The sequence below is a fragment of the Marinomonas pontica genome (assembly GCF_026191375.1).
In the GTDB taxonomy this organism is placed as follows: domain Bacteria; phylum Pseudomonadota; class Gammaproteobacteria; order Pseudomonadales; family Marinomonadaceae; genus Marinomonas; species Marinomonas pontica.
Genome location: NZ_JAODTL010000034.1, coordinates 1 through 23,972, shown reverse-complemented (window position 1 = coordinate 23,972; position 23,972 = coordinate 1). Strand labels below are relative to the sequence as shown.

Genomic DNA, 23,972 nt, shown 5'->3' with positions numbered 1-23,972 from the left:
TTGTTACCTCACCCAAAATATGAGGTGTTAAAAGCGCAAATAGAGGCAATTTTAGAGGGCATGATTTTGTTTGATTGGGGTTGATGGTGTTTGATTGGGGTTGATGGTGTGTAATGAACGAGATAAACAATAGCCTGTAATATTTTTGTCACACTTTGCTTTTATTGTTGTGGTTTTGTAGAAATTTTTTTGGCAGGGTATTTATCGAATACCTTTAGCCTATTCTAAGCTACCATTAGAGTTAAGAAGGAATTGGTTTTTACAAAGGTAAGGAATCGTTTTCTTTTTTCAAGCAAAGGAGCCACATGTGCTCATTAAACACAAACTGATTTTGAATACCGCGTTACTTGTAGTGGCCTTAGTCGCTATGTTGGGATTGTTTTACAACACAGAGAGCAACTTAGAAAAACTCAACTCCGCTAAGAACTTGGTTGTTCACCAGCAAGTTAATATGCTGACCTTACGACGACATGAAAAAGACTTTTTAGCGCGTCTGGATTTGTCCTACGAAAAGCAATTTAACGAGACCATCAGCGCTTTGTTTGCCGATCAGGATCAGCTCGCAGACGTCATGGCCGAGTTTTCCATCGACACCAATATCTTGTCTGAATTGACTCAAGACTTTAAAGAATACCAAACTGACTTTAACGCTGTAGTCAATGCCTCGACAGAATTAGGCTTAACGCCAGAAACGGGGTTGCAAGGAGTGCTGCGTGGTGCGGTTCACAACATTGAAAGCGAATTATCAGCCCTCAATCAAGACGTTCTATTGGTAATGATGCTGCAACTTCGCCGCCATGAAAAAGACTTTATGTTGCGCAGCAACCCAAAATACATTGCATCTTTTAACAAGACCTTAGACCAACTGGAAAGCGCATTGCGCAGTGCGTCTTTGCCTGCAGACAAAACACAGCTTTTGCTGTCGTTAGCGGATCAATATCGTCAAGGTTTCACGCAGTATGCTGACGGCAAAAAAGCGCTGGGGTTAACCAGCAAAGAAGGAAAACTGCTGGTCATGCGTGAATCGATTCACAAAACAGAAACGGCATTGGATGCGCTGGAAGCACAGCTGAGCAAAGTGATTGACGATAAATCTTCTTTTGCCATGCTACTCACGACAATTTTATGTGGCGTTATCATCATCATTGGCGTCATGGTTGCTTGGGTAATTAACCGAACCATCAATGCCGCGCTTGAGACGATCCAAAGCACCATGCGAGACATCCAAACAACGCACAACATTGGCTTGCGTGTTGACCTGCCTCCTAATGATGAAATCGGATTTGTCGCGGCGAGCATCAACGATATGTTGGTGGATTTTAGTCAAGTGATCGCCAATGCCAATCAGACCGTAAAAGAGATGAATTCGACCACGCTTGAATTGTCTAAAAACGCCGCTAGAACATCAGATGACGCCCACAAACAACGAGCAGAAACCGATATGGTAGCGGTTTCTGTGACCGAAATGGTTGGTACTGTGGAAGACATTTCTCGTAGCATGGAAATGGCAGCGTCAAAAGCGCTTTCTACTCAAGGCAGTGCTCGTGAAGGTCAAGCCAAAGTGAACTCTGCGATCGATCGTATTCGTCAATTGTCAGATCGATTAGAGGGCTCGGTGGAAACCGTCGGCGCTTTAGCCAAAGAAAGCGAGAGCATCGGCACGGTATTGAGCGTGATACAAGGCATTGCCGAACAAACCAATTTGCTGGCACTCAACGCAGCCATTGAAGCCGCTCGGGCTGGTGAGCAAGGGCGAGGCTTTGCGGTGGTGGCCGATGAAGTGCGAGCACTGGCAAGCCGGACGCACTCCGCCACGGAAGAAATTTCTGACATCATAGTAACCTTGCAAGAACGCACCAAAGGGATTGTCACCTTGATGGAAGCGTGTCGTCAGGATGGTGCGTTGAGCCGAGATGAAGCCGTCATAACGGGCAGTGTTCTAGAGCAAATCATCACGGACGTGGTTGAGATTTCTGACATGGCGGGGTCAGTATCGACGGCGATCGAACAGCAAACGATTGCCGCCAATGAAATCAGCAAAAACGTCGACACCATTCGAGAAATTACCGAAGACACCACCGAATCGGTGGCTTTGAACTCCAAAGCGAGTCAAGCCATTGCCAACCAAGCAGAATCCTTGAATCGCAGCATTTCTATTTTCAAGGTCTGACGCATCTGCGACGCCAGAATGGAACAGGGCTTAGTCTACGTTGCTTGGAACGTGAGTTATCTACTCACGTTCCACTCTAGCTATTAGCGTCACGATACCGTTATGATGCGAACATCACTGGATGCGATGTTAGGACTGACTCATGTTACATAAAATAGTGTTGTGCCTGTGTTTAGCAGGTTTTATGTCTTCTTCTATAGCCGCAAAAGACGTCACGGCGGATCAGAAAAAATTGGCACAGACGGTGTTTGAACTTGAACGCAGCGTGGCCATTTTGCAATTATCTACGGCGTCTTTAGGCGATTATCAGTCGCTGTCTACCAAAATGGCACACGTTAAATCATTGGAATACCGTGTGAATTTTTTAGGCAATTTGACCTTTTTATTGTGTATGTCTTTGGTGGTTTTCTTCTTTAGGTTACGTCATCAACAGAAACGCGTAGCGGCGCTGGAAAGCCGTTTAGAGCGCCAAGAGACTGGCGCTGTGAATAAAGACGATTAACTTAAAACCATGGCAAGGGAGCGGACAATGACAGAAAAACCAGCGGTATTAATCATCATTGATATGCAACAAGGCATGTCTTGGCCACAAGCTGGCGTGCGCAACAACCCCAATGCGGAACGTGAAATGGCCGAGCTGATTGCACATTGGCGAGCCAACCATGCGCCAATTGTTCATGTTCGCCACCTCTCGACTGAGCCGGATTCATTGTTTTGGCCAGACCAAGAAGGGGTGCTTTTTCAAGACGCGTTTCAGCCTTTGCTGGATGAAAAGGTCATTGAAAAATCTGTTCCCGATGCGTTTACCCATTCCGACTTAGCCGATTGGTTGCGCGACCAACATTTTCAAACGTTAGTGATTGTGGGTGTCAGCACAAATAATTCGGTGGAATCCACCGTTCGCAGTGCGGGTAATCTCGGCTTCACCACGTATGTGGTTGGCAGTGCGTGCTTTGCTTTTGAGAAGGAAGATTTCTTTGGACAAGCGCGCAGCGCTGAAGAAGTTCATGCAATGTCGCTGGCCAACTTACATGGTGAATACGCCACGGTCATTGGTCAAGATGACGCTTTTGGTTTGGTGTCTTAGCGTCTTAGGTTTTTAATTTATTGCGCTTAATAGGTTTCAAAAAAACACGATGTTTCTGTGTAGAGAAAATGCTTTGCCTACACAGAACACATCGCGATCAATGGGAGTGCTTGTTTACGCTTGGCTGAATCGATGTTGAAACGCCGCTAAGCGTGTTGCTAGGTCAGCCAGCTGCTCGTCTCTGACTTGCGATACGCACGCGCGAGCGCCTTCTCTTCTTTCTGATCCAGTATTGGTCAATGAAATTGCACTGATTCCATGATACAGCAAGGCTTCTAGCAATGTGTCGCCGTCCATTCCTGGGTAAGAAAAGGTAAAATAGAATCCATCGCTCAGCGCTTTGCCATTGTCTTCTGCGTACACGATGTCAAAACCATGCTCGACAAACAGTGCCTTCATTATCGCGGCGCGTTTTTCATAGACTTTGGTCAAATCTAAAAAAGGCAATTCGCCATCATTGGCGGCTTTTAGCATGGCGGCTAAACCGTATTGGGTAGAATGGGTAACGCCCGCCGAAAGGCCTCCCATGGCACCGAAGGTAAAAGCTTTACCAAATTGTGTTTGCCCAAAGTTAGTTTTCAATGTCGGGAAATCTTGCTGGAATAATGCATCAGAAATCACCAAGCTGGCGACGCGTTGTCCTGCGTAGCTGAATACTTTTGAGCTGGAAATCAGCAAAATATATTGGTCCGTATAATGCGCAATGCTTGGCTGATAAGGTGCTTGTCCGGGAAGAGTATAGTCTTCTCTGTAGTCCATACCAAAGTAAGCCAAGTCCTCAATCACGATAACATTGTAACGGCCAGCGACGTCCGCAATGATCTGTAACTCTTCTTCATTAAAGCAAATCCACGCAGGATTATTCGGATTGGAATACAGCAAGGTGGCGTATTTCCCAGAGGATAAATGCTTTTCTAACTCTGGTCGTAACGCTGCGCCGCGGTGACGGTAAACATCAAAACTGCCCCACGTTTGGCCAATCATATCCAGTTGACGTTTCTGGTTGGGAAACCCCGGATCAATAAACAAGGTGGCGCCGTTTTCTTTGGTGCGATTACCGACTAAAAATGAAGCCAACGCGCCTTGAGCAGAACCCACTGTAGGGAAGCAGCCTGTTGGGCTGACGTTGACGTTCATAAACAGGGAGCAGAAGCGGCTGATTTCATTCTTTAACGATGGGATACCTTCTAGCATAGGATATTTAGAAGCAACGCCGCTTTTCAGTGCCGCGATTTCGGCATCGATACCAATAGAAGGCGCAGGCAAGCCAGGAACGCCCATTTCCATACGAATGAACGATTGGTCCGTTGCCGTTTCAATGCGATTGACCAGCGCGACGAGCTCTCGTATGGAGGCTTGTGCCAGCGAAGGAATGCCAGCGTCTTTTAGAATGGTCGTGACTTGATCAAACGCAATAGGGGTCTGTGTATCGGTCAGTGTGATGGTCATTATTTTACTCAGTGTTATGAGGTAACGTATAAGATAACACTATGTTACCTCATAAAAATCCGAGATTTACGACATTACATACGAGGATTTCTCGCTTAATCATTTCAAAAAATACTGCGAGTGCAAACTCACAAAACGTTATTCGCTAAGCTTACTGAGTGTCTATTAAGGCGCGAAGGCTGACAACAAACGGCGTACATTTTCTTCTATGGTGGCGACAGGATCCGTCGAGTCTCCTGGAATATCTGACAACACCAGATAGCGAGCAGAAGCCGCTAGAATAGCCGCTTGCAATGAGGCTGATGGCTCACTATCGAGCAACACCACAGCAATGTCTTCTTGCTGCAATGAGCGGGTCAATGTCGATAGACGTTCAGTTGTCCATTCCCGAGGAGAGGCAAACACCGTAGCGAGATTGTCTAAGCCTACATCCGCTGAAAAATAGGCAAAATGTGGTGATAAAGACAAAGTGGTTACTGAATCCGCCAAGGCCAATGTTTGATCTGAGCGCAGTTTTATCTCCAGTAATCGATGCTTAATGGTGGCAAGGTTGGCGTCGATTTGTTTGCCTTGGTTGACTGACAACCGTGTTAAATCATTGGCGAGAATGTCAGCCATACGCGCCAGCGCTGTAGGTGATAACCACGGTGACATATTCTCACCGTCTTGCAGCATGGGTTGCAGCGAGAAGGCTTCATACCATGAACGGTCTAGAGTGGGATTTAATTGCGACACACCGGGCAAGGTGTCGTCCAGTGGGCGGGTCATATCAATATTGATGATGCCTAAACGTGTGCGTCGCGCGTAAGGGTAAAGCGGATCTTGCTGCCACATGGCCCCCATTGTGATGACGGCATCGGCCTCAGCGGCAGCCTTTTCTAATGTGCTCTTACCGCGCCCTTCCAGATACGCCGTAAGACGTGTTGCGGGCAGGTGGGCTGGTTGTACGGCGATCACCTTGATATTTGTCTGTTGCACTAATGCTGAGGTGAGAGAGTAAGTGGCTGGGTGTGCGGTTAAGACGGTTATGGCCGACTCTGCGGCTTGAGTTACAGAACAAAAAAACGCGCTAATTACAAAAAAGAGAGAGCGAAAAGAACACAACATTTAGGCATTTCCTCCACGTAAATGAGGCAAAATGGTACGGGCGCTCACACAAGCTAAAAACAGGCTGCCTGCGCAAATAATGATGGCTGCGCCCGAAGGAACTGGCAGATCGACTTGCATAGGAATAAGAATGCCCGCCACGGTCGCGATCAGAGCAAACACCACGCTCAATAGCACAAAACTGCGCATCGAAGCAGCCACAGTTCGAGCTGCAGCGGCTGGAATAACCAACAACGCGCCGACTAAAATAGCACCGATCACCTTAACGGAGGCCACGGTGACAATGGTTATCAACATAACAAATACATAGTCGAGCAGCTTGGTGTTGATGCGACGAGCGGCAGCGAGCTCGGCGTTAAAGCTCGATATAATAAAGCGATTGTAACCCACCACACACACTACAACGACAATGACCGCAATGCCTGCTAATAACCAAATGTCTTCTGCAGAGACGGTTAAAATAGAGCCAAACAAGACGTTTTCCATAATATGGATATTCACCTTGCCAGCAAGAATCAACAACACACTTGCTCCCAGAGCCAAAGACATGGACAAAAATACGCCAATTAGAGTGTCTGCGGCCAATCCTGTTCGATTGCGCAGATAATTAAGACTGATACCAAACAGCAGACAAAAACCGAACAATGAACCATATGGCCCCGTGTAAGGTTCACCGACTAAAATGCCAATGGCCACACCGGTCAAGGCCGAATGCCCAACTGCTTCCGAGAAAAATGCATGGCGTTTGACCACGACTAATGTGCCCAACAAACCAAGTACAGGGCCAATAATAATGCCTGCCAATAGCGCATTAATGGCAAAGCCATAGGCAAGAGAAGACGGCAGCCAGCCTAGTTCAGCCCAATGCTGAATAGTCAGTTTGATCACAGAAAAGACATTATCCATGCGCGGCCTCCAGGGTAATGGAGTGTGGGGGTTGAGGAGTGTGAGAAAACAACGACAGCAAGGCATCAGTCGACAGCGCCTTGTCTGGAGCGCCATGCAGTCGAATGGTTTGGCGTAACCCCGTGACGGTATCAGCGAGCCGTTTTACCGCGGATAAATCATGTTCTATCCACAGCAAAGTGGTCCCTTTGTCTTTGAGGCTTTGTAAAAGTGCTTCAAACACCTGTGCCCCAGTGTCATCTAGCGCGGCCATAGGCTCGTCCAAAATCAACACGCTTGGCTCGGGCATCAGCCCTTGTGCCATCATGACTCTTTGGCGTTCACCACCAGATAACGCGCCCATTCTTCGCTGAGCTTTATCGCTCATGCCAACTCGTTCTAGGGCGTTTAAAATGGTCTGATAAAAAGCGTGCTTTTGGCGAAAAAAAGCGGGTTTGGTGCTTTGAAGCGAAACCATGAAATCCATCACCGTCATCGGCAAAGACCGATCGAATTCCAACGCTTGTGGCACATAGCCAAGTCGGCCTTCTTGTTGTGGCCACTGAAAATGGATGTGACCTGTGTGTGGAACCTGGCCTAACAAGGCGCGGATTAACGAGGACTTGCCACCCCCGTTTGGACCAATAAGCGCGTGAGTTTTGCCGGCGTCGAGTCGCAGATTGATTTGCTTTAAAATAGTCGTGCCGCCCAGAGTGAGCTGAACATTATCAAACACAATGGTGGGAGCATTGGCCTCTGTGAGTAAGGTTCTATTGGTCATGATCAGTGCTCTCTGTCTTGGTGCGAGTGTCAGCTTCGAGAATGGCTTGCACCACCGTATTGAAGTTTTTGGCCATTTCTATTTCGAACTTTTTAGGGGTATATGCGCCAGAAATAATGTGTGACAGCGCGTAGAGACGCACCCCAGTTTCACGTTGTATGGTGTCCACATAAGGGGAAGGAAAATTCATTTCAGAAAAGATGACATTGACCTTTAAGCGCCGAATATCCTCAATGGTTTTTGCCAGCTGAGAAGGGCTAGGTTCGATGCCATGAGCCGGTTCTACCACTGCCGTGACTTCCATACCAAACTCTCTCAGCATGTAATCGTAAGCGCCGTGAATGGTCGCCACTTGGATGTTTTGACGCGTATGGTTGGCCAATTTGGACAGCGCCTCGGCACGTATTTTCCTTAGCTTGCGTGCGTAATCTCGGGCATTTTTTCGGTAATAACGGGCATTGTCTGGGTCTAATTTTCCTAATTCTCGGGCAATAGTTTGGACTTGCTGGATTGAGCCGGTAATCGATAGAAAAGTATGCGCATTGACGATTTTACCGCCAACGCTGGGTGCGTTCGCCCCCATTCGTGACGCCGCTACGTTGCCTGACGCAGGCAGTAAGGGCACGTTCTCATTGGCTTCAATTATTGGGATGTGAGGGTTTTCTGACGCTGCAATCATGCGTTCGGCAAAGTCATCATGCCCCAGCCCATTTAGTACCACCACATCCAGTGCGCCGACGCGTTTAATTTCTTCTGAACGGACTTCATAGGCGTGAGGGTTAAATCCTTCAGGAATCATAGGGACGACGGTCGCTTTATCGCCTACGATGTTTGTGACATAGCTATAATAAGGGTGCAAAGTGACGCCAATTTGGAGTGGCGCAGTGATGCCATACCGTGAAAAAGACAATAACAATAGACTCACTAACAACGTTTTAAACATACATTTTCTCGTCGGGTATTCAGGGAGCAAAAAGGTCAAAAAAGAACTCAATGACGGGTGACACTTTTGTCGTATTCGCTGATGATTTGTTTGAATCCTAGAGCGATTAGCGACGCATCATCGAACGCAAATGTGTTCACTGATGCCGCGGTTACGTTGGCTTTATGGTTTATCCAACTGTCGTATTGAGGGTCCAGACTTGCCGTGGTTTGGCGAGAAATTCTAAGCAGCATGTGTCCTGCAATGGCGACATCGCTGCTGATACCGAGATACAGCAGATCATCTGCTGTTTGATATTTCTGCCATTCATGGGCGCCTCTTTCTATGCGTGTGGAGTCCTTGATAAATGGCGGCAAATAAAGGGATTCAAGATACGCCAGACTGGGGTCTTGCTGTTGGTTAAGCGCAAATTGTATTTCTTCAACCGCTACATTGAGGTCGGCATTCAAACCTTGCTCAGCGGCATTGAGCTGATGTCGTGCGTCGATTTGCCACGCTTTTAGTTTATTGTGCTCAATTGGGGTAACGCGAGACCACGCAACCAGCGCCGCGATCAGGACGATAATCAGTGCTAATACTAAGACATAGCGGCTCTCACGTTTGCTGCCCGCAGGTCGAACGGTCACTTGTATCATGGTGTTTGGCCTGCTTGGTCTAGGCCTTCAATATCTCGCCAGTCGACTTCAAAGGTGTGGCCGGGACCGGCATCCAATAAGACATAAAATTCGCCTTTTTGCAGAGGGAAATGCATGGTGGATTGGTTGTTAAATTGACCCGGTACTAAGATCTCCTCGTTATAAGAAATGACGTCTACCGTGACGCCCACAGCATCAGAGCCGTCAGAAAACCCACCTAGGCAAACAATTTCTTGGCCGTCGACGTGACACTGACAATAGGGATAATGGGCCAAAACGGCATTGCTAGCCAATAAACCGATACTAGTAACTAGAGTGAAAAGTGGTGTGCGAGGTAAGCGAAAAGACATCGTTATCTCCTTACTGTATGCTTTTGAATAAATGACAAGGTGTCCGGTGACGCGCTTTCAAGGGGCCATTGGGCTTGGTAGACGGAACCATCCCAACCTTCTAAGGTGAGCCAAAGTTCATTGGCTGCGCGGCCACTTAATGGAATGTTGACGTCGGAAAATTGGCGGTAGGCAGTGCCATAAAAGAGCGCGCCGGCAGTGCGCAAACTGCGAGGTTTGCCAAGGCGTAAATACGCCGCACGGATCTCGCTGGCGCAGGTTTCACAGACTCCCATGGTGAAGGTTTTAATGTAACCTGCTTCTCCCATAGACACTGGACCGCCAAGACGCCATTCGGCCAAGGTAACTTGCCATGGACCGACGTGTTGAGAACCAATAATGCGCGAGCCTAATCCCACATCCCCGCTGCTAAGGGCAACAGACGCCAAAAACGAAGGGGAAAAGCCCACCGGAATTAAGATGAAAAGCGCACTGAGATGAAAGCGATACCGTTTCCACCATGCGGCAATAAAATGTTGTTTAGCTGGCGTGATGGTCATACGCTTGGCTCCGGTTTGGTCGTTTTACTGGGCGCTTTGGTCGAGCGGGAAAGCAGGGTTTGAGTGGATTTGTAGGTGCGCTTTGTCCAGATCATCATGCCGCTAAAAATCATCATCGACAGCAGTATGCCAAAAAAGAAATACACCAATTTCAATGACAGACCAACAAAGTCGCCGGTGTGCAGTGGACGCATGGAGCCGGTCACAATTTCCAGCATCGACAAGTCTGACACTCTTCGCGAGGTTTCTAATTTTCCACTGTATGGGTTGATATCGAAATATTCGTACAGCAGCGGGTAGTTTTGGCTACGACCTCGTAAACGATAGTGAGAGTAGGCACTGAGCGGTAAATAGATCATTTCTGGTTCTAAATCGTCAAAGGCATCGGTGGCTACCTTAGTGGAGGCGTCTAAGCCAATCACTGGCTTGGGAGCGTTGAGTGGTACGTTTGGCACTTCTTGGCGGTCGATAAACTTAGGCGGCCCTAATGTCGAGAAGGTGATATTGTTGTCGTACAGCGCCGCTTGTATAAAAAACCACATCGCTGTCACGCTGATAATCGCGATAAAAGGCACAGACCAAATGCCAGCCAAGCGGGTGGAAGTCGCCCCAAAACACTCGTGAACCGCGATTGATTCGTAAACGTGGTGTGAAATAGCTTTTCCAAAAGCGCTTGTACACCACCAGCCCTGTCACCAATGAAATCATCATAGGCACACCAAAGAACGCAACAATGTACCATCCAATGCTGTATCCGACGGTGAATGGCATGAGTAACCAGCCGTGTAACGCTCGCATAAAACTTCGAAAATCCAGACCACTGCTGGTGCCTTGAATCACGCCAGTGTAGGGATTGACGAACACCGACGCGCTGCTGGCATCGGGGTAACTGATTTGAACCGTGAGCGCGAACTGCGATTTCACCGGACGCTCAATGGATTTGATGATGGCCGTTGGTTGCGCCTGTTTTACAGCGGCACGTATTTCATCAAAGCTCAGCATCGTCGTGGCGTTATCGGGAGCGTTGGCTCGCACCGCCGGATTGACCAACCAGGTGATCTCTTGGCTGACGGTCGCAATGGTGCCCGACACGCAGATAAAAAAGACAAAGGCCCAGATAGGAAGGGCTGCCCAGCTGTGGACCAGAAACCACCATTTGGCACGGTTTCTTTTCTTCTCCGCATTGGCGATAAAGGAGGTGGAATCGTTGTTTTTCATAAGCCTGCTTTTTGAATGCTAAAAAACCAGCAGAACGTCTTCTGCTGGTGGTTGAGTCGTCGCGTTCGCGTTATGTGTTAAAACTCGGTCGACAACGACAGTTTGATCTCCCTAGGGTTGCCTTGAGTTAGGTAGCCGCCCGCTGCAGAAGCCCAATAACCTTCGTTCATTAGGTTGGTAATGTTTAAGCGCCATGTCACGTCTTGCTGGGCAAGCGTAGTTTCATAACGAGCGCTTACATCCACTCGAGTCCAAGGATCGATGGCCAACGAATTACTCGTGTTGACGTATTGGGGGCCACTGCGAATGACTTTTCCGCCCAGCGTTAGGCCTTGTACCTTTCTGAGGTCATATTCGCCGCCAAGTACTAAACGGTATTTCGCTACGCCAACTGCGTAGTTGCCGTCGTTAGTGCCATTTTGAGTGTGTTGTAATTTTGGGTCTAGCCAGGTAGCCCAAGTGTTAATGCGCAGTCCAGCAAGTGGTTCGCCAAATAGGCTTAATTCCAGGCCACGGTTGCGCTGCTCTCCGTAGTAATCGTAGGTGCCGCCCGTTTCGCCATAGGCTTCTGGTTTGGTGATTTCAAACAAGGCGATGCCCGCGCCAAGCGTGCCGTCTTCAAATTTCATTCCGAGTTCGTTTTGCTCTGAAACATAGGGCTTCAAGCTAGCGCCAGCGTTCGAATAGTTATAGGTGCTGCTGCTGATACATTGTCGCCTTTCTGCAGCGCTTCTATGTGATTGGCATATAAGGAGATCGTGTCGGAAGGCTTGTAGACAATACCGTAAATTGGTGAGGTCGCTGAGTCATCGTATGTGGTATCTAGGGAGCCATCGTATTTGTAATTGCTCACGTTGATTTCTTGGTATCGAACCCCCGCTGTCATCAATAAGCGATCATCTAAAAAGCCCAGTGTGTCGGCAAAGGAAATCCCTTTGGTATCGGTTTTAGAGCGAATATTTGGATTGTCCATATCGCCATCAGCCGACGCGGAAGCCGTTGGGTAGGCGGAATCGACTGGATCATAGATATTGGTGTCGTATGTCGGGTCAGACATGGTGTAAGCCGAGTAGGTTTTGTTTACAAACCCTGAATAGGCGGGGTTTAACTGATGGGTAACATCGCCAGTGGTTATATCACCCAATAAGCCAACGGTGGAAGACAGCGTGTTGGATTCAAAGGGCACAGTGAGTCGACGAGCAGTGGCATCACCGTCTAAATTTGTCACGGTCGGTGAAGAGTAATCGCCGTATTCTTCATTTTTATTGATGCCTAAGGCGGCGTTCAGAGTCCAATTTTTTATTCAGCGCATAATCGGCTTTTACCATCGCAAAGACTGTTTCCGGTTCAGATCCTGCCCAAGAAGGTGCGTAGTTGGTTTTCGCATCAGGAACCGAGGGAGTCGCGGTTAGTCCGCTGTCTGCATAGACCACGGCGCGCCCGCTTTCGATGGTCTGTTTCTGATACCCCACGTCCGTGGACACATTGAGCTGTTCTGACTGGTAGTCAACGCCAACACTGACGGAGGTTTCTTCGCGGCTTTCATTGTCGATGGCGCTGTCGCCTTCACGATGTAACGCGTTCGCACGGACACCCCATTGGTTTTGCTGCCGAAGCGTCGTGCTACGTCTGTGCTAATGCCCACTTGGCCTTCTGCGGTGGTATCGACAGTGAGTGCCGTTAGTTCGTCCTCAGCACGCTTTGGCTCAAGGTTAATGGCGCCGCCAATGCCCGTTCCACCGGGGGTTACACCATTTAAAAAGGCGCTTGAACCTTTTAATAGTTGTACGCTTTCAACCGCATTGGTGGAGACGACTTGACGAGGCAAAATACCATATAAGCCGCCGTATGAGATGGCGTCACTGTCGAGTTCAAAACCACGAATCATGAATTTCTCAGAGTAGTTTCCGTAACCGTTTCCTGATTGTACTGAGGCGTCGTTGTCCAGAACTTCGGCGATGCTTTCTAGCTGTTGGTCTTCGATGGCTTTGTTGGTGTAAGACACCACACTAAAAGGCACATTGGTGCTGTCTTGCTCACCAAAGACCCCTAAGCGCCCGCCAGATTCGATTTGTCCACCTTTGTATTCTGTGAGTACGCTGTCGTTGATTTGTGACGCTGAAATTGCCAAGCCAGATAACGTATAGTTGCTTTGATCTAACAAGCTATAAGTACCATCTTGGTTGGATTGCAACATCAGGTCCGTGCCTTCCAGTAAAAAGTCGATCAGCTCCAGCGGAGAAAACGTACCGGACACCGCCTCATTTTTAAGACCTTGTGTTAACGCTGGATCAAAAGAAAGGGCAATGTGATATCGCACCGCGATGTCAGTGAGCGTCTCGCTTAAGTTGCCAGCTGGAATGTTTATCTGCGCGCGGCTTTCTTGTTGTGTGGTATCCGCTGCAATGCTGTAGGCACTGAAACCAGTTCCGATAAGCAGACTTGCACTGACTACAGTGGCGGTAATGGCACTTTGTAATGGGGTCTTCAAAAAACGATTGTTAAGGGCAGCCACAGCTACCTCCTTTTAAAAATCATAGCGTTTATTTATTGTCTAACTAATAAGCCACTTGAAAATAAAAAAGGTATCAATCTAAATGAAAATAATTTCGATTTACTTTTTATGTCTGATTGAATGACGTGTTCTCATTGTCTACTGATGACACGGATAAAAACTAAGCGAGCGACAGTGTGACCCAATAACCGCCCAGATGATTATGGACTTTTAAAGGGTAAGTTCGCGTTAACATAGTAAGGATAAGATCTGTGTCCGTCGTGGGAAACGCGCCAGAAATAGGCAGATTTTCGATTTCAGGTGAGACTCTAATCACACCAGAACGATACCGAGACACTTCCTGTGCGAAGCGCTTTAACGGCATATTATGAGCCGCTAGCATATTGTTTAACCATGCCGTGGTATTAGGTGTGATCAATTGATTCGATAAAATGGTTTGACTCGATAGCCTAGCTTGATAACCCGCCTGAATAATTTCACGGTTCATCGGATCGGCAAGCTTAGGCACGGCTTCTACTTGCCCCTGAAGCACGGCCAGTTGTGTGAAACCATCAAACTGTCGAACGGTAAAGGTGGTGCCAAGCGGTGTCAGCCTGCCTTCGCGGGTGTAAATATTCAATGGGCCGAACTGTTGAGAGTTGACCGCTGCCGTTTGAATTTCAATCTCACCTTCACGCAGCGCCAACGTGCGTGCTTGTTGATCAAAGGCAAGGTCAAAGGCCGTGGCGGTATTGAGTTTGACGAGAGAGCCGTCGGGTAGGGTTACGTGTTTAGTTTCCCCTTTTGTTGTTCGGTAGTCTGCCGTCCATTGTTGTGATTGGACGGTTTTATAGCCTCCCCATACGGTAGGGCCAGCGGCTAACAGGATGGCCAATTTGCCAATGGCAAGGCGTCGACCTGCGTCCTCTGGACGATTTAATATGGCGGTGGCCATATTTTTAGGCAGCGTATCGACCTGTCCCATGAGCTGTTGTGCACGAGTCCAAGCACGAGCATTTTCACGATTTTTTGTTTTCCATGCGTCAAATTGGCTTTGTTCTTGTGCCGATAAGGGGGATTCTTGTAGACGTATAAGCCATTCCGCAGCCTCTTCAAAACTCCGCTTTGGGACGGCCATTTTAGGGTTACTCAAAAAAGTCATCCTCCATTAAGGTTAGGCATTGAACATAAGCTTGCTTCATATGTCGTTTTACACTGATGAGTGAAATACCCAAGTCATCCGCAATCTCTTGGTACTTTTTTCCTTCGATTTGAGACTGCAAAAAAACCGTTTTTACGCGTTTTGGTAAGTCGTTTAGCAGTGCGTCTATTTGTTCCAGTGTTTGCAAAATAATGTGTTGTTGTTCTTGTGTTGCTGTCATGGGATCGGGAAACAGTGCAACATATTCTAAGTAGGCTTCTTCCAGTGATTTACGGCGATAAAAATGGCTAATAATGCCTTTTGCAACGGTTGCTAAATAGGATCGAGGTTCAATGATGTTATCCACTTCTTGGCGAGAGTGAATGCGTAGGAAAGTGTCTTGCGTTAAATCTGCCGCATCAAAATGATTGTCTAAGCGCTTACGTATCCATGTATACAGCCAACTGTGGTGATCTGAATAAAGCGCGTGCAACGTACCTTGTTGCCCGCGTGGATCCGCATTGTGCGGCATAACAAACTCCTGCGATAATTGAAATATTAATGATAATTGATCGCATTAGACTGTTTTGTCGCTTTTTTGTCAATTGCAGACTTGGGTATTTTTTAATCGTCTACTTGTCTGATAGGTCATTCCACTACGCACATTGGCGTCTTCGCAATGGGATCTTGGTAAATCTGCGCATCCAAGGCAAATACGTCTTTCAACATGGCCTTAGTGAGTACTGACTCTGGTGAACCTTGGGTGATGATTTGACCCTGCTTCATTACGATAAGGTGGTCGCAATATCGTGCGGCTTGGTTGATGTCATGGAGCACGGTGATGATGGTTTTGCCTTGCAAATTTAACTTGCGCAACAGGTGCATAAGCTCAACTTGATGGCTCAAGTCCATGTAGGTAGTGGGTTCGTCCAGCAATAAATACGGTGTGTCTTGCGCCAGCGTCATGGCCAACCAGACACGTTGGCGCTGCCCGCCAGACAACTCGCTGACCCATTGGTCTGCCAGCTTGATGATCTCTGTTTCTTGCATAACTTGCTGAATAATACGCTTGTCTTCGGCGTTAAGGCGTCCCCAAAACCCTGTATACGGACTTCGACCATAAGCCACCAAATCCCGGACGCTGATTCCTTCTGGAATCGGTTGCGTTTGTGGTAACAATGCCAAGTTTTTGGCGAGAAAATTGGCAGGAAGTGTATGCAAGTTATTGTCTTGCCAGCGTACTTCCCCTGACATGGGCTTTAGAATGCGAGCCAATGATTTAAGTAAAGTCGACTTACCGCATCCGTTGGGTCCAAGCAGAGCAATGATTTTTCCTTCCGGAATGTTGAGATTGACCTGCTTCACAATGACGTGATCGTGATAACCGACAGACAAATTATGCGTGCTAAGAGACATGATTCATTTCGTCCTAAACAGTAGCCAAAGAAAATACGGCGCGCCGAGAATGGCGGTCATGATGCCTGCGGGCAATTCAATGGGTGGATCAATCGTGCGTGCCACCAAATCGGCTAACAACAACAAGGTCATGCCAACTAGAATGGCGCAAGGTAAAAGAATTTGATGACGGCCACCAACCAAACGTCGTGCCAGATGCGGTGCGACCAAACCTAAAAATCCAATAGGCCCACAAATAGACACGCACGCCGCCGTCATGCCCACCGCAATCGCCAATACCGCTAAACGCGTGACGGGAATTGAAACTCCTAAGCTGGTGGCGACATCATCGCCTAGTTGTACAAGGTTGATGCGTTTTGCCAGCCAAAAAGCAACGGGAACTAAGATCAGCCAAGGTAAGATCATGGTGACCTGATCCCATCCGCGCCCCCATAAACTGCCCGTTAACCACAACAACGCGTTGTTGATTTCTAAGGGGCGCGTCAGCATGAGAAAGTCGACCAAACTACCGTACAAAGTGGCTAAGGCAATACCAGTAATGGCTAATTTGATCGCACTGCTGTGTGAACCGCATAACAGCCACAACACCAAGGCCGCGAGCAATCCGCCGCACAGGGCAGTCCAAGGCAGCCAATACACAGACACATCAGGGTACAAGGTCATGAGCAATACCGCTGCCAAACCAGCGCCATGACTGACACCTAATACATCGGGAGAGGCCAGCGGGTTGCGAATGACGCCTTGTACCAAGGTGCCAGACAGCGCCATCATACCGCCGACTAACATGGCCAACAGGGTTCTGGGTAAACGGTATTCATGAATGGTGAAATAGAATTCTGATGTTGGCTGAAAGCCTGATAGCAGGTCATTGAAAGTCAAGCTGACCGCGCCAAAAGACAGGTTCATCATGACCAAAACACACATTACACACAACAAAAGAGCAGAGAGCGACAGCGTTTTCATGACGTTTTCGACCTGACCATATAGATGAAAAAAGGCGCGCCAATTAACGCAATAATGGCTCCAGCTGGGGTTTCCATCGGAAAAATAATGGCGCGACTCACTACGTCAGCGAGCACCACTAACGTGGCGCCCATGATGGCGGTCAATGGCAATATCTTGCGGTAGTCTTGCCCAGTTAAGGCTCTGGCGATATGCGGAACCAGCAAGCCAACGAACGCAATGGCCCCTGCCGCGCTGAGCGCTGCCCCCACAAGTATTAATACTAAAACACTGCAAATCATCCGAACCAGACCCAGTTTTACGCCCAGGCTGCGCGCACTGTCTTCGCCTAAATTCAGTAAGTTTAAGGTTGGACCGACCAAAAAAGCCGCGCTTAATCCAAACAGAGCCATAGGCCACAGTGGTTGCCAATCACTCCAGCGTGCGTCAGCCACGCTGCCTGCTAACCATGTCATTACGCCAACGGCTTGATCTTCGTACAGCATGATCATGGCTTTGGTTAAGGCCGCACAAAGGGCGGAAATAGCCACTCCAGCTAACACAAGGCGACCATGTTCATTGCCACCACGCCATGCGGTTCCCAGAATCATGACCAGACTCCACGTTATTGCCCCACCGATGATGGCCGCGACAGAGGTGCCGAATACCCCTAACCACGGCGCGACAGTCGACACGGTTGCCATGCCCAACGCGGCGCCAGCGTTCACACCAAGTACAGAAGGCGAAGCCAATGGGTTTCGAGTGAGTCCTTGCATGATGGCACCCGCTACCGCTAAGCAAGCTCCCACCGTGCCAGCAATTAGAACTCTGGGTAAACGTAAATCTAAAATGATGCGATGGGCGATATTATTAGGGTTAGGTGACGTGAGAGCTGATAAGGCTTGTGTCCCGCTGATGGGGATAATGGACCAGGTAAAAAGAGACAGCCAAGCGAATACACAAAGCAGAAAGGACAATGCGATGCATTGTCCTAAAAAGGGCAGTTTTTGCAAAAATGATTTCATGGAGGTGGGTTAATTAAACACCTTGACCAAGTCCTCGGCCATGCTTTCTGCCGCCATAATGCCACGACAGCGCGCCCAAACATTGCCATCAACCCTATAAACGCGATGATTACGAGCGACTTGTAAAACCGACCATAAAGGTTCGTTTTGCCACTTATTGATGATGTTTGGTGTGACATATTCGCCCACTACTAAATAGTCAGGGTCAATGGCTAATAATTGTTCCAAGCCAATTTGGCGGCTGGCCTGTTTGTCACTGCGGTTTAACTCGGGGTTTTTTAACCCGAGTGCATGGATAACGCCACCGGCGTAAGAATCGGCAGTGTGAATGAACAAATCATCTTTTCGTGCCACAGTGAATTGCACTTCCGCGTTGTTAGGCAGTTGCTTTGCATAGCCTTGCATAAGGGTTTTGTGTTTGGCTAAACGCGCTTGCATTTCTTGGTCCTTGCCGATGACCTTGCCAATGGTGGCTGCGGCTTTTAAGTTGTCTTCATAGGTTTCTCGGCGTGACGGTAAAATCAATGTTGGGGCGATTTTTTTCAAATCGTCATACACGCCTTCGTGGCGGCCAATGTCGGCAATGATCAAATCGGGTTTTAGCGACGCAATGACTTCGAGGCTGGGTTGTGAGCGTGTGCCTACGGATTGAAAATCGCCAATGATGTCTCGTACTTGTTTCAGCACACGTTGAGGGTCTTTGTCGTCGGCAATACCAATAGGACTGACGCCCACTGCTGCCAATGCGTCAGCGAAAGAAAACTCCAAAACCACAATACGCTTTGGGGTGTAGTCTAGCGAAAAACGGCCTTTGCTGTCTTCTACGGTGACGGCATGAGCTAATGAACACAAACAGAGCGTGAGCGCGGTAACAGCAAGGGACAGCAGACGTTTCATAGACAGGGTCTTCATTATTAAAAGTTTCGATAATAGTAACACTTCTCATTTCTGTGTTAAGTGTTTTCTTAGCCGAAACGCGTTTTGAAGCTTTTAATCACGAGGCGCGATTAAATACTTTCGCCCGCCTCGATTTGAAACGGTAAATCGATGATTTTTTCGGAGACAGGATGACCTTGCAAGCGCGACAAAAGGTGCTCCGCCGCGAGACGTCCCATTTCTTCGCGAGGGGTAATAACCGTGGCGAGCAAAGGCACCATGGCACGGGAAATGTCGTGGCCATGAAACCCCGCGATGCTAATGTCGTCAGGCACTTTAATTCCCGATTTCTGGCACGCGTACAGCGCACCGATGGCCAAGTCATCGTTGGTGCAGAAGATGCCGTCGGTATCAGGTTGTTGTTGCAGGGCGTCTTTTAAGAAGGTCGCGCCGAGTGTGAAAGAGGACGCGCTATTGGTTTTCAAGCACAAAGGCGTTAAGCCGTTGTCGTGCATGGCGCTTTCGTAACCTTTGATTTTGAAGAGGGTTCGTTGGTCCATTCGGGCGGCGAAATAAACGATTTTTTGGCGCCCGCGTTTGATCATAAAATCGGTCATGGCGTAGGCCGCGGCTTCGTTGTCGATACCAATGGCTTGTTCAATGGGCGGCGACACGGAGTCCATGATTTCGATAACCGGAATGCCTGCTACGGCGAGCATTTTTCTCACTCGCTCAGTGTGATAACTCTCGGAAATAATCAAACCATCGACACTGTAGGAAAGCAGAGTGGCGATGCGCGCTTCTTCGGCTTCTTTGCTGTAACCATAGTGCGCCAACATGGTTTGGTAACCCGCTGGTTCGAGAACGGTTTCAATCCCGCGAATGACTTCAGCGAAGACTTGGTTGGTTAATGACGGCAGCAAGACGCCAATCGCATGGCTTTTGGATTTGGAGAGGATGTCGGGGGCTCGGTTCGGAATGTAGCCCAGATCTTCTAAAGCGTCAGCGATTTTACTCTGCAAGGGCACAGAGACTTGGTCTGGATTACGAAGAAAACGGCTCACCGTCATTTTCGTGACACCAACTAAGTCGGCAACATCTTGTAGGGTAGGGCGCTTCTTTTTCATATCTGAGCTTTTCATATTAAAGAGACATATCCATGTATTGTTACGAGTAACATTATCATAAGCCGTTCTTGGCTAGAAACAAAAAAGTGCGTATATTTTCGCGAAAAAGCAATAAAAACAGAGATCAATGTGAAAGTAAGTGTTTACTATTTTGTCTTTGTTTAGTGCAAATTCTGAGCGAGTTTGCTCTTAAATAAAAGAGACACGAACCGCTAGGTTGTGTCTCTTTTGTGCGATTTAGTGCGTGGTCGAACTCGCTAACAGCGTGAGCGCTTCCTTCAATACGGCATCGGCATTTTGAGAAATGTCGATGACTAAGGCTTCGTCTTCTGTTGGCTCAACTAGGGTCGCGAACTGGCTTTCGAGCATTTCTCGACCATTAAAATAATGGCCATCGCGCTTTTGGTGACGTTGCCAAATGGTGTCGATGCTGCCTTTTAGGTAGATCATGGTGACATCATCTAGGCCATTTCGAAGCATGGCACGATACTCTGGTTTCAGCCCTGAACAGGCAATTACCGCGCTTGGGTTGTCGGTCAATATAGCGTTCAGCGTTGCTAACCAACCTTTTCTGTCATCGTCGTTCAGTGGTGTGCCTTGGCGCATTTTGTCGACATTGGCTTGGCTGTGAAAGTCATCGCCATCAAAAAAGGGATAGCCCAATGTGTCGGCGATGCTCTTACCAATAAGGGATTTACCAGAGCCTGATACGCCTAATACTACAATTCTTTTTGTCATCTTCTTTAGTCCTCATGCCTTGCTGAAGCCAGCAAGGCGGTGTCGTTCAAAAAGCCGTATTGAACGGCATGGTCGCAATGGGTTATTTCCACCAAAGGGCCAGCTCAGGGAAGAATATGACCAACGCGAGCACGAATACTTGCAGACCAATAAAAGGCAGCAACGAGCTGAATATCTCGCCAAGACTGATGTCTTTTGGCGCCACGGATTTCAAATAAAACGCCGCTGGGCCAAACGGAGGAGACAAGAATGACACCTGCATGTTTAAGCAGAACACCACACCAAACCAAATAGGGTCTAAGCCAAGGCCCGTAATAATTGGTACGAAAATGGGCATGGTTAATAACGCCACACCGACCCAATCTAAGAACATGCCTAAGACGAGTAGAATCAGCATCATGATCATGATGGTGCCCATCACGCTGCCGCCGCTTAGGGCGAGAATGGTTTCTTCAACAAAGTCGATGCCGCCCATTAAGTTATAAACGCCAACCAAGGCCGTGGCGCCGATACCGATCCAAATGATCATCCCGCAGGTGCTCATGGTGGCTTTGGCGCTGTCTTTTAGCATGGCGATATTCAGCTCGCCACGAATCGCCGCACTGATCATAATGCCGACCACACCAAGCGCAGACGCTTCCGTCACCGAGGCCACACCGGTATAAATACTGCCTAACACCATCATCACCGTCAGCAATGGGAACAGCAGCGCTTTGAAATAATTGACGTCGCGTTCAGAGGCCAATTCTTCTTCGCTTGGCAGTGGCGCGTAGTCTGGATTAAGGCGACAAATGACCAATACATACGCCATGTAAGCGAAGGCCAGAATAAACGCAGGCAAGAACGCCGCTTTGAATAAGTCGCCAATGGACACGCTGGCGGTTAAGCCATAAATGATCAACACGATACTGGGCGGTAGCATGGTGCCCAATGCGCCACCAGCACAGGTCACACCAATGGCCAATTTGCGGTTGTAACCAAGACGCAGCATTTGTGGTAAGGCTAAGATGCCTAGCAACACGGTCTCACCACCGATAACACCAGACATAGATGCTAGAACGATAGCAACCAATAGCGTTTGAACCGCTACGCCACCGCGCAATTTACGGCCAAATACCTTCATCGCGTCGAACAGATCTCGGGCGATACCGGAACGATCCAACAAGGCGGCCATCAGCACAAACATCGGCACCGCAAGGAAAACATACCCCCCGACAAAGCTGTATAAACGGCTGGTGATCAAAGGCAATGCGCCCACACCGAACCAACCGATGGCAAACACCAAGGCCACCAAAGCGGTAACGAAAGCCAATTGCATGCCGGTTAACAGCAACACAATCATAGAGCCGAGCATTAACAGGCTGCCGTAGCCGATGCCCATTGCGGATAAATCAAACATCTTTGCGTTTCCTTAAACCATTTAATTCTTGTACTAGGTGCAAGAAAAACTGCACAAACATGATACATAGCGTCATGAATATCATGCCTTTTACCAAGGCAGGGAAAACAGGATTCCAAGCGGAACCAGAGGTCTCTAAACGAACATCACCAAATGGCGTAAACCATGAGTCTTGCACCATTTGATACGCTGCCCAGCTTAATAAGCCAGAAAACAGCAGCCCCATGATGTGATGAAAAACATTTAACCAACGACGGGTTTGGTCAGACACGATGTCGTAAATCAATACCACGCGAACGTGCTTGTTAATCGACAACGCATAAATGCCGCCGTAAACGAACAAACAACCACCAAGAAATGAGGCGGTTTCGTGTACCCAAATAGTCGGGGCGTTAAACACATAACGCATGAGGACTTCGTAAAAGGAAATGCCCACCGTAAAAACAAACAGCAAACTGATGAAATTCCCAATATTGAAAATAACACGGTCTAACGCGTTTCTGGGCTGTTCCGAATGGTCTATTTGTTCTGCGTTATCAAGAATGTCTGGATGAGTGTCGTTTTTCATGATCATGATCCAATGAAAAGCAGGCGCAGATAACATCTGACAATGCATCGCGCCTGTTTTGCAGGGTTAAAAAGGCTTCTAGGAAAAATTAAAGAAGGCCGTTCGCTTCTAAGTACGTCGTAATAGAATCGTAGACTTTTTGAGCGTTGGCAGAACCTTTTGCGAACTCTTCCCACTGAGTACGAGCAATCGCACGGAATTTCTTACGTTCATCCGCAGACCAGTCGTGGATCGTGATGTTTGGATCGGCTTTCGCAGCTTTAACCGCGGCTTGGTCAGCAATGCGTAACTGTGTTGTCATGTCTTCTGCGAAGTCACGAACAGACACGGTTAAGATGGCTTGAATGTCGGCTGGCAGCTTGTCCCATTTTTTCTTGTTCATTGAAATATCGATCAATGGCAAAGAGTGGAAACCAGGCTGAACTGGGTGACGAGCAATGTCGTTCATACCGGCTTTTTGGTTAGTAGAGAAAACCGTGTAGTCAGCCGCGTCAATAACGCCTTTGCTTAGCCCTGTGAACACTTCAGAACCTGGTAGGTTAACGGGTGCGGCACCGGCTGCTGCGAACACGCGCTGAACCAAACCTTCAGGAGCGCGAAGCTTCAAACCTTTTAGGTCTTCAACGCCATCAAGCGGCACGCGAGACACAAACGATTCCACACCGGTCGTAGAACCGCCAATGAATTTCACGCCATAAGGAGCGTAAAGTTCGTTCATTAGCTCGTAACCGCCACCGTAGTTAACGTATTGCAATAATTGCTGAGTGTTTGACCACGCACCAACTGTGTTACCAATTAGGCCAAAAGCGGGATCTTTGCCCGAGAAAAATTCGGTCGCTGTGATCTGGCCATCTAGGATGCCCATTTTTATGCCATCTAGGGTTTCAGTGTGTTTGAAAATACTGCCAACAGGAAGCAAGTCGATATGAACACGGCCGCCAGTCATTGTTTCGACGCGTTTCGTCCATTCTTTTTGTACTTGGAAGTTTTTGTCGCCCGCAGGATCAGAGGATTGAAACTTGAAGTTGTAATCCGCTGCGATTGCAGACGTAGATAGAATGCCGGCCATAGTGGCGGTCAAT

28 protein-coding genes are annotated in these 23,972 nt (G+C 48.2%); 3 read left to right on the top strand and 25 right to left on the bottom strand.

Annotated elements, in window-relative coordinates; translation table 11 throughout:
- Window positions 1-307: 307 nt before the first annotated feature.
- The 3 genes from N5P32_RS08275 (at window position 308) to N5P32_RS08265 (ending at window position 3,257) form a co-directional block, all read left to right on the top strand.
- Window positions 308-2,170 (top strand): methyl-accepting chemotaxis protein, encoded by a 1,863-nt coding sequence (locus N5P32_RS08275; RefSeq protein ID WP_265728621.1) that lies wholly within the window; start codon window positions 308-310, stop codon window positions 2,168-2,170.
- A 142-nt stretch (window positions 2,171-2,312) separates the two neighbouring features.
- On the top strand, window positions 2,313-2,672 hold the full coding sequence (locus N5P32_RS08270) for a hypothetical protein (protein WP_265728620.1): 360 nt from the start codon (window positions 2,313-2,315) through the stop codon (window positions 2,670-2,672).
- A 27-nt stretch (window positions 2,673-2,699) separates the two neighbouring features.
- Window positions 2,700-3,257, top strand: a complete 558-nt coding sequence (locus tag N5P32_RS08265) for a cysteine hydrolase family protein (protein WP_265728619.1) — start codon at window positions 2,700-2,702, stop codon at window positions 3,255-3,257.
- 114 nt (window positions 3,258-3,371) lie between these two features.
- On the opposite strand, the gene N5P32_RS08260 is transcribed toward N5P32_RS08265, so the two are convergent.
- The 25 genes from N5P32_RS08260 to N5P32_RS08140 all read right to left on the bottom strand — a co-directional run bounded on the left by N5P32_RS08260 (window position 3,372) and on the right by N5P32_RS08140 (window position 23,971).
- A complete protein-coding gene (locus tag N5P32_RS08260) occupies window positions 3,372-4,706 on the bottom strand; it encodes a pyridoxal phosphate-dependent aminotransferase (protein ID WP_265728618.1) in 1,335 nt (444 codons plus the stop codon).
- A gap of 165 nt (window positions 4,707-4,871) precedes the next feature.
- Window positions 4,872-5,813, bottom strand: coding sequence for a metal ABC transporter solute-binding protein, Zn/Mn family (locus N5P32_RS08255; protein WP_265728617.1), 942 nt, complete (start codon window positions 5,811-5,813; stop codon window positions 4,872-4,874).
- Entirely contained in the window at window positions 5,814-6,719 is a 906-nt protein-coding gene (locus N5P32_RS08250; protein ID WP_265728616.1) for a metal ABC transporter permease, read from the bottom strand.
- Window positions 6,712-7,479, bottom strand: a complete 768-nt coding sequence (locus N5P32_RS08245; protein WP_265728615.1) for a metal ABC transporter ATP-binding protein — start codon at window positions 7,477-7,479, stop codon at window positions 6,712-6,714. The genes N5P32_RS08250 and N5P32_RS08245 overlap by 8 nt, the downstream gene beginning before the upstream one ends.
- A complete protein-coding gene (locus tag N5P32_RS08240) occupies window positions 7,469-8,422 on the bottom strand; it encodes a metal ABC transporter solute-binding protein, Zn/Mn family (protein WP_265728614.1) in 954 nt (317 codons plus the stop codon). Before N5P32_RS08240 ends, N5P32_RS08245 begins: the two co-directional genes overlap by 11 nt.
- Window positions 8,423-8,469: 47 nt before the next feature.
- The gene (locus tag N5P32_RS08235) at window positions 8,470-9,057 is read right to left on the bottom strand and encodes a DUF6162 family protein (protein WP_265728613.1); all 588 of its coding nucleotides are present in this window, start codon (window positions 9,055-9,057) and stop codon (window positions 8,470-8,472) included.
- The gene (locus N5P32_RS08230; protein WP_265728612.1) at window positions 9,054-9,407 is read right to left on the bottom strand and encodes a hypothetical protein; all 354 of its coding nucleotides are present in this window, start codon (window positions 9,405-9,407) and stop codon (window positions 9,054-9,056) included. Before N5P32_RS08230 ends, N5P32_RS08235 begins: the two co-directional genes overlap by 4 nt.
- A gap of 2 nt (window positions 9,408-9,409) precedes the next feature.
- Window positions 9,410-9,946 carry a hypothetical protein gene (locus tag N5P32_RS08225; protein ID WP_265728611.1) on the bottom strand — a complete coding sequence of 179 codons (537 nt, stop codon included), beginning with the start codon at window positions 9,944-9,946 and terminating at the stop codon, window positions 9,410-9,412.
- Window positions 9,943-10,488, bottom strand: a complete 546-nt coding sequence (locus N5P32_RS08220) for a PepSY-associated TM helix domain-containing protein (protein WP_265728610.1) — start codon at window positions 10,486-10,488, stop codon at window positions 9,943-9,945. The genes N5P32_RS08225 and N5P32_RS08220 overlap by 4 nt, the downstream gene beginning before the upstream one ends.
- Window positions 10,421-11,164: a PepSY-associated TM helix domain-containing protein gene (locus tag N5P32_RS08215; protein ID WP_265728609.1), complete on the bottom strand. Its 744-nt coding sequence runs from the start codon at window positions 11,162-11,164 to the stop codon at window positions 10,421-10,423. Before N5P32_RS08215 ends, N5P32_RS08220 begins: the two co-directional genes overlap by 68 nt.
- Window positions 11,165-11,241: 77 nt before the next feature.
- Window positions 11,242-11,829: a TonB-dependent receptor domain-containing protein gene (locus N5P32_RS08210; RefSeq protein WP_265728608.1), complete on the bottom strand. Its 588-nt coding sequence runs from the start codon at window positions 11,827-11,829 to the stop codon at window positions 11,242-11,244.
- Entirely contained in the window at window positions 11,826-12,434 is a 609-nt protein-coding gene (locus tag N5P32_RS08205) for a TonB-dependent receptor domain-containing protein (RefSeq protein ID WP_265728628.1), read from the bottom strand. Before N5P32_RS08205 ends, N5P32_RS08210 begins: the two co-directional genes overlap by 4 nt.
- Window positions 12,427-12,597, bottom strand: a complete 171-nt coding sequence (locus N5P32_RS08200) for a hypothetical protein (protein WP_265728607.1) — start codon at window positions 12,595-12,597, stop codon at window positions 12,427-12,429. The genes N5P32_RS08205 and N5P32_RS08200 overlap by 8 nt, the downstream gene beginning before the upstream one ends.
- Window positions 12,573-13,679, bottom strand: a complete 1,107-nt coding sequence (locus N5P32_RS08195) for a TonB-dependent siderophore receptor (RefSeq protein ID WP_265728606.1) — start codon at window positions 13,677-13,679, stop codon at window positions 12,573-12,575. The genes N5P32_RS08200 and N5P32_RS08195 overlap by 25 nt, the downstream gene beginning before the upstream one ends.
- 160 nt (window positions 13,680-13,839) lie before the next feature.
- Window positions 13,840-14,811, bottom strand: coding sequence for a FecR domain-containing protein (locus N5P32_RS08190; protein ID WP_265728605.1), 972 nt, complete (start codon window positions 14,809-14,811; stop codon window positions 13,840-13,842).
- Window positions 14,804-15,331, bottom strand: coding sequence for a sigma-70 family RNA polymerase sigma factor (locus N5P32_RS08185; protein WP_265728604.1), 528 nt, complete (start codon window positions 15,329-15,331; stop codon window positions 14,804-14,806). The genes N5P32_RS08190 and N5P32_RS08185 overlap by 8 nt, the downstream gene beginning before the upstream one ends.
- A 116-nt stretch (window positions 15,332-15,447) precedes the next feature.
- Window positions 15,448-16,215 (bottom strand): Fe(3+) dicitrate ABC transporter ATP-binding protein FecE, encoded by a 768-nt coding sequence (fecE, locus tag N5P32_RS08180; RefSeq protein WP_265728603.1) that lies wholly within the window; start codon window positions 16,213-16,215, stop codon window positions 15,448-15,450.
- Between the two features lie 3 nt (window positions 16,216-16,218).
- Window positions 16,219-17,178: a Fe(3+) dicitrate ABC transporter permease subunit FecD gene (gene fecD, locus N5P32_RS08175; protein ID WP_265728602.1), complete on the bottom strand. Its 960-nt coding sequence runs from the start codon at window positions 17,176-17,178 to the stop codon at window positions 16,219-16,221.
- Window positions 17,175-18,170: an iron chelate uptake ABC transporter family permease subunit gene (locus N5P32_RS08170; RefSeq protein ID WP_265728601.1), complete on the bottom strand. Its 996-nt coding sequence runs from the start codon at window positions 18,168-18,170 to the stop codon at window positions 17,175-17,177. Before N5P32_RS08170 ends, fecD begins: the two co-directional genes overlap by 4 nt.
- Before the next feature lie 21 nt (window positions 18,171-18,191).
- Window positions 18,192-19,079 carry a Fe(3+) dicitrate ABC transporter substrate-binding protein gene (locus tag N5P32_RS08165; RefSeq protein ID WP_265728600.1) on the bottom strand — a complete coding sequence of 296 codons (888 nt, stop codon included), beginning with the start codon at window positions 19,077-19,079 and terminating at the stop codon, window positions 18,192-18,194.
- A gap of 110 nt (window positions 19,080-19,189) precedes the next feature.
- On the bottom strand, window positions 19,190-20,185 hold the full coding sequence (gene gntR, locus N5P32_RS08160) for a gluconate operon transcriptional repressor GntR (protein ID WP_265728599.1): 996 nt from the start codon (window positions 20,183-20,185) through the stop codon (window positions 19,190-19,192).
- A 237-nt stretch (window positions 20,186-20,422) separates the two neighbouring features.
- Window positions 20,423-20,923 (bottom strand): gluconokinase, encoded by a 501-nt coding sequence (locus N5P32_RS08155; protein ID WP_265728598.1) that lies wholly within the window; start codon window positions 20,921-20,923, stop codon window positions 20,423-20,425.
- 82 nt (window positions 20,924-21,005) lie between these two features.
- Window positions 21,006-22,322: a TRAP transporter large permease gene (locus N5P32_RS08150; RefSeq protein ID WP_265728597.1), complete on the bottom strand. Its 1,317-nt coding sequence runs from the start codon at window positions 22,320-22,322 to the stop codon at window positions 21,006-21,008.
- The gene (locus N5P32_RS08145; protein ID WP_265728596.1) at window positions 22,315-22,890 is read right to left on the bottom strand and encodes a TRAP transporter small permease subunit; all 576 of its coding nucleotides are present in this window, start codon (window positions 22,888-22,890) and stop codon (window positions 22,315-22,317) included. Before N5P32_RS08145 ends, N5P32_RS08150 begins: the two co-directional genes overlap by 8 nt.
- An 88-nt stretch (window positions 22,891-22,978) precedes the next feature.
- On the bottom strand, window positions 22,979-23,971 hold the full coding sequence (locus tag N5P32_RS08140; protein WP_409371089.1) for a TRAP transporter substrate-binding protein: 993 nt from the start codon (window positions 23,969-23,971) through the stop codon (window positions 22,979-22,981).
- Window position 23,972 lies beyond the last annotated feature (1 nt).

Bases quoted from the DNA above. Each gene is read 5' to 3' on its own strand.
- N5P32_RS08230 (WP_265728612.1), bottom strand. From the start codon at position 9,407: ATGTCTTTTCGCTTACCTCGCACACCACTTTTCACTCTAGTTACTAGT.
- N5P32_RS08225 (WP_265728611.1), bottom strand. From the start codon at position 9,946: ATGACCATCACGCCAGCTAAACAACATTTTATTGCCGCATGGTGGAAA.
- N5P32_RS08145 (WP_265728596.1), bottom strand. From the start codon at position 22,890: ATGAAAAACGACACTCATCCAGACATTCTTGATAACGCAGAACAAATA.
- N5P32_RS08235 (WP_265728613.1), bottom strand. From the start codon at position 9,057: ATGATACAAGTGACCGTTCGACCTGCGGGCAGCAAACGTGAGAGCCGC.
- N5P32_RS08150 (WP_265728597.1), bottom strand. From the start codon at position 22,322: ATGTTTGATTTATCCGCAATGGGCATCGGCTACGGCAGCCTGTTAATG.
- N5P32_RS08265 (WP_265728619.1), top strand. From the start codon at position 2,700: ATGACAGAAAAACCAGCGGTATTAATCATCATTGATATGCAACAAGGC.
- N5P32_RS08215 (WP_265728609.1), bottom strand. From the start codon at position 11,164: ATGAAAAACAACGATTCCACCTCCTTTATCGCCAATGCGGAGAAGAAA.
- fecE (WP_265728603.1), bottom strand. From the start codon at position 16,215: ATGTCTCTTAGCACGCATAATTTGTCTGTCGGTTATCACGATCACGTC.
- fecD (WP_265728602.1), bottom strand. From the start codon at position 17,178: ATGAAAACGCTGTCGCTCTCTGCTCTTTTGTTGTGTGTAATGTGTGTT.
- N5P32_RS08220 (WP_265728610.1), bottom strand. From the start codon at position 10,488: ATGTGGTTTTTTATACAAGCGGCGCTGTACGACAACAATATCACCTTC.
- N5P32_RS08260 (WP_265728618.1), bottom strand. From the start codon at position 4,706: ATGACCATCACACTGACCGATACACAGACCCCTATTGCGTTTGATCAA.
- N5P32_RS08250 (WP_265728616.1), bottom strand. From the start codon at position 6,719: ATGGATAATGTCTTTTCTGTGATCAAACTGACTATTCAGCATTGGGCT.
- N5P32_RS08255 (WP_265728617.1), bottom strand. From the start codon at position 5,813: ATGTTGTGTTCTTTTCGCTCTCTCTTTTTTGTAATTAGCGCGTTTTTT.
- gntR (WP_265728599.1), bottom strand. From the start codon at position 20,185: ATGAAAAAGAAGCGCCCTACCCTACAAGATGTTGCCGACTTAGTTGGT.
- N5P32_RS08155 (WP_265728598.1), bottom strand. From the start codon at position 20,923: ATGACAAAAAGAATTGTAGTATTAGGCGTATCAGGCTCTGGTAAATCC.
- N5P32_RS08165 (WP_265728600.1), bottom strand. From the start codon at position 19,079: ATGAAACGTCTGCTGTCCCTTGCTGTTACCGCGCTCACGCTCTGTTTG.
- N5P32_RS08245 (WP_265728615.1), bottom strand. From the start codon at position 7,479: ATGACCAATAGAACCTTACTCACAGAGGCCAATGCTCCCACCATTGTG.
- N5P32_RS08185 (WP_265728604.1), bottom strand. From the start codon at position 15,331: ATGCCGCACAATGCGGATCCACGCGGGCAACAAGGTACGTTGCACGCG.
- N5P32_RS08270 (WP_265728620.1), top strand. From the start codon at position 2,313: ATGTTACATAAAATAGTGTTGTGCCTGTGTTTAGCAGGTTTTATGTCT.
- N5P32_RS08240 (WP_265728614.1), bottom strand. From the start codon at position 8,422: ATGTTTAAAACGTTGTTAGTGAGTCTATTGTTATTGTCTTTTTCACGG.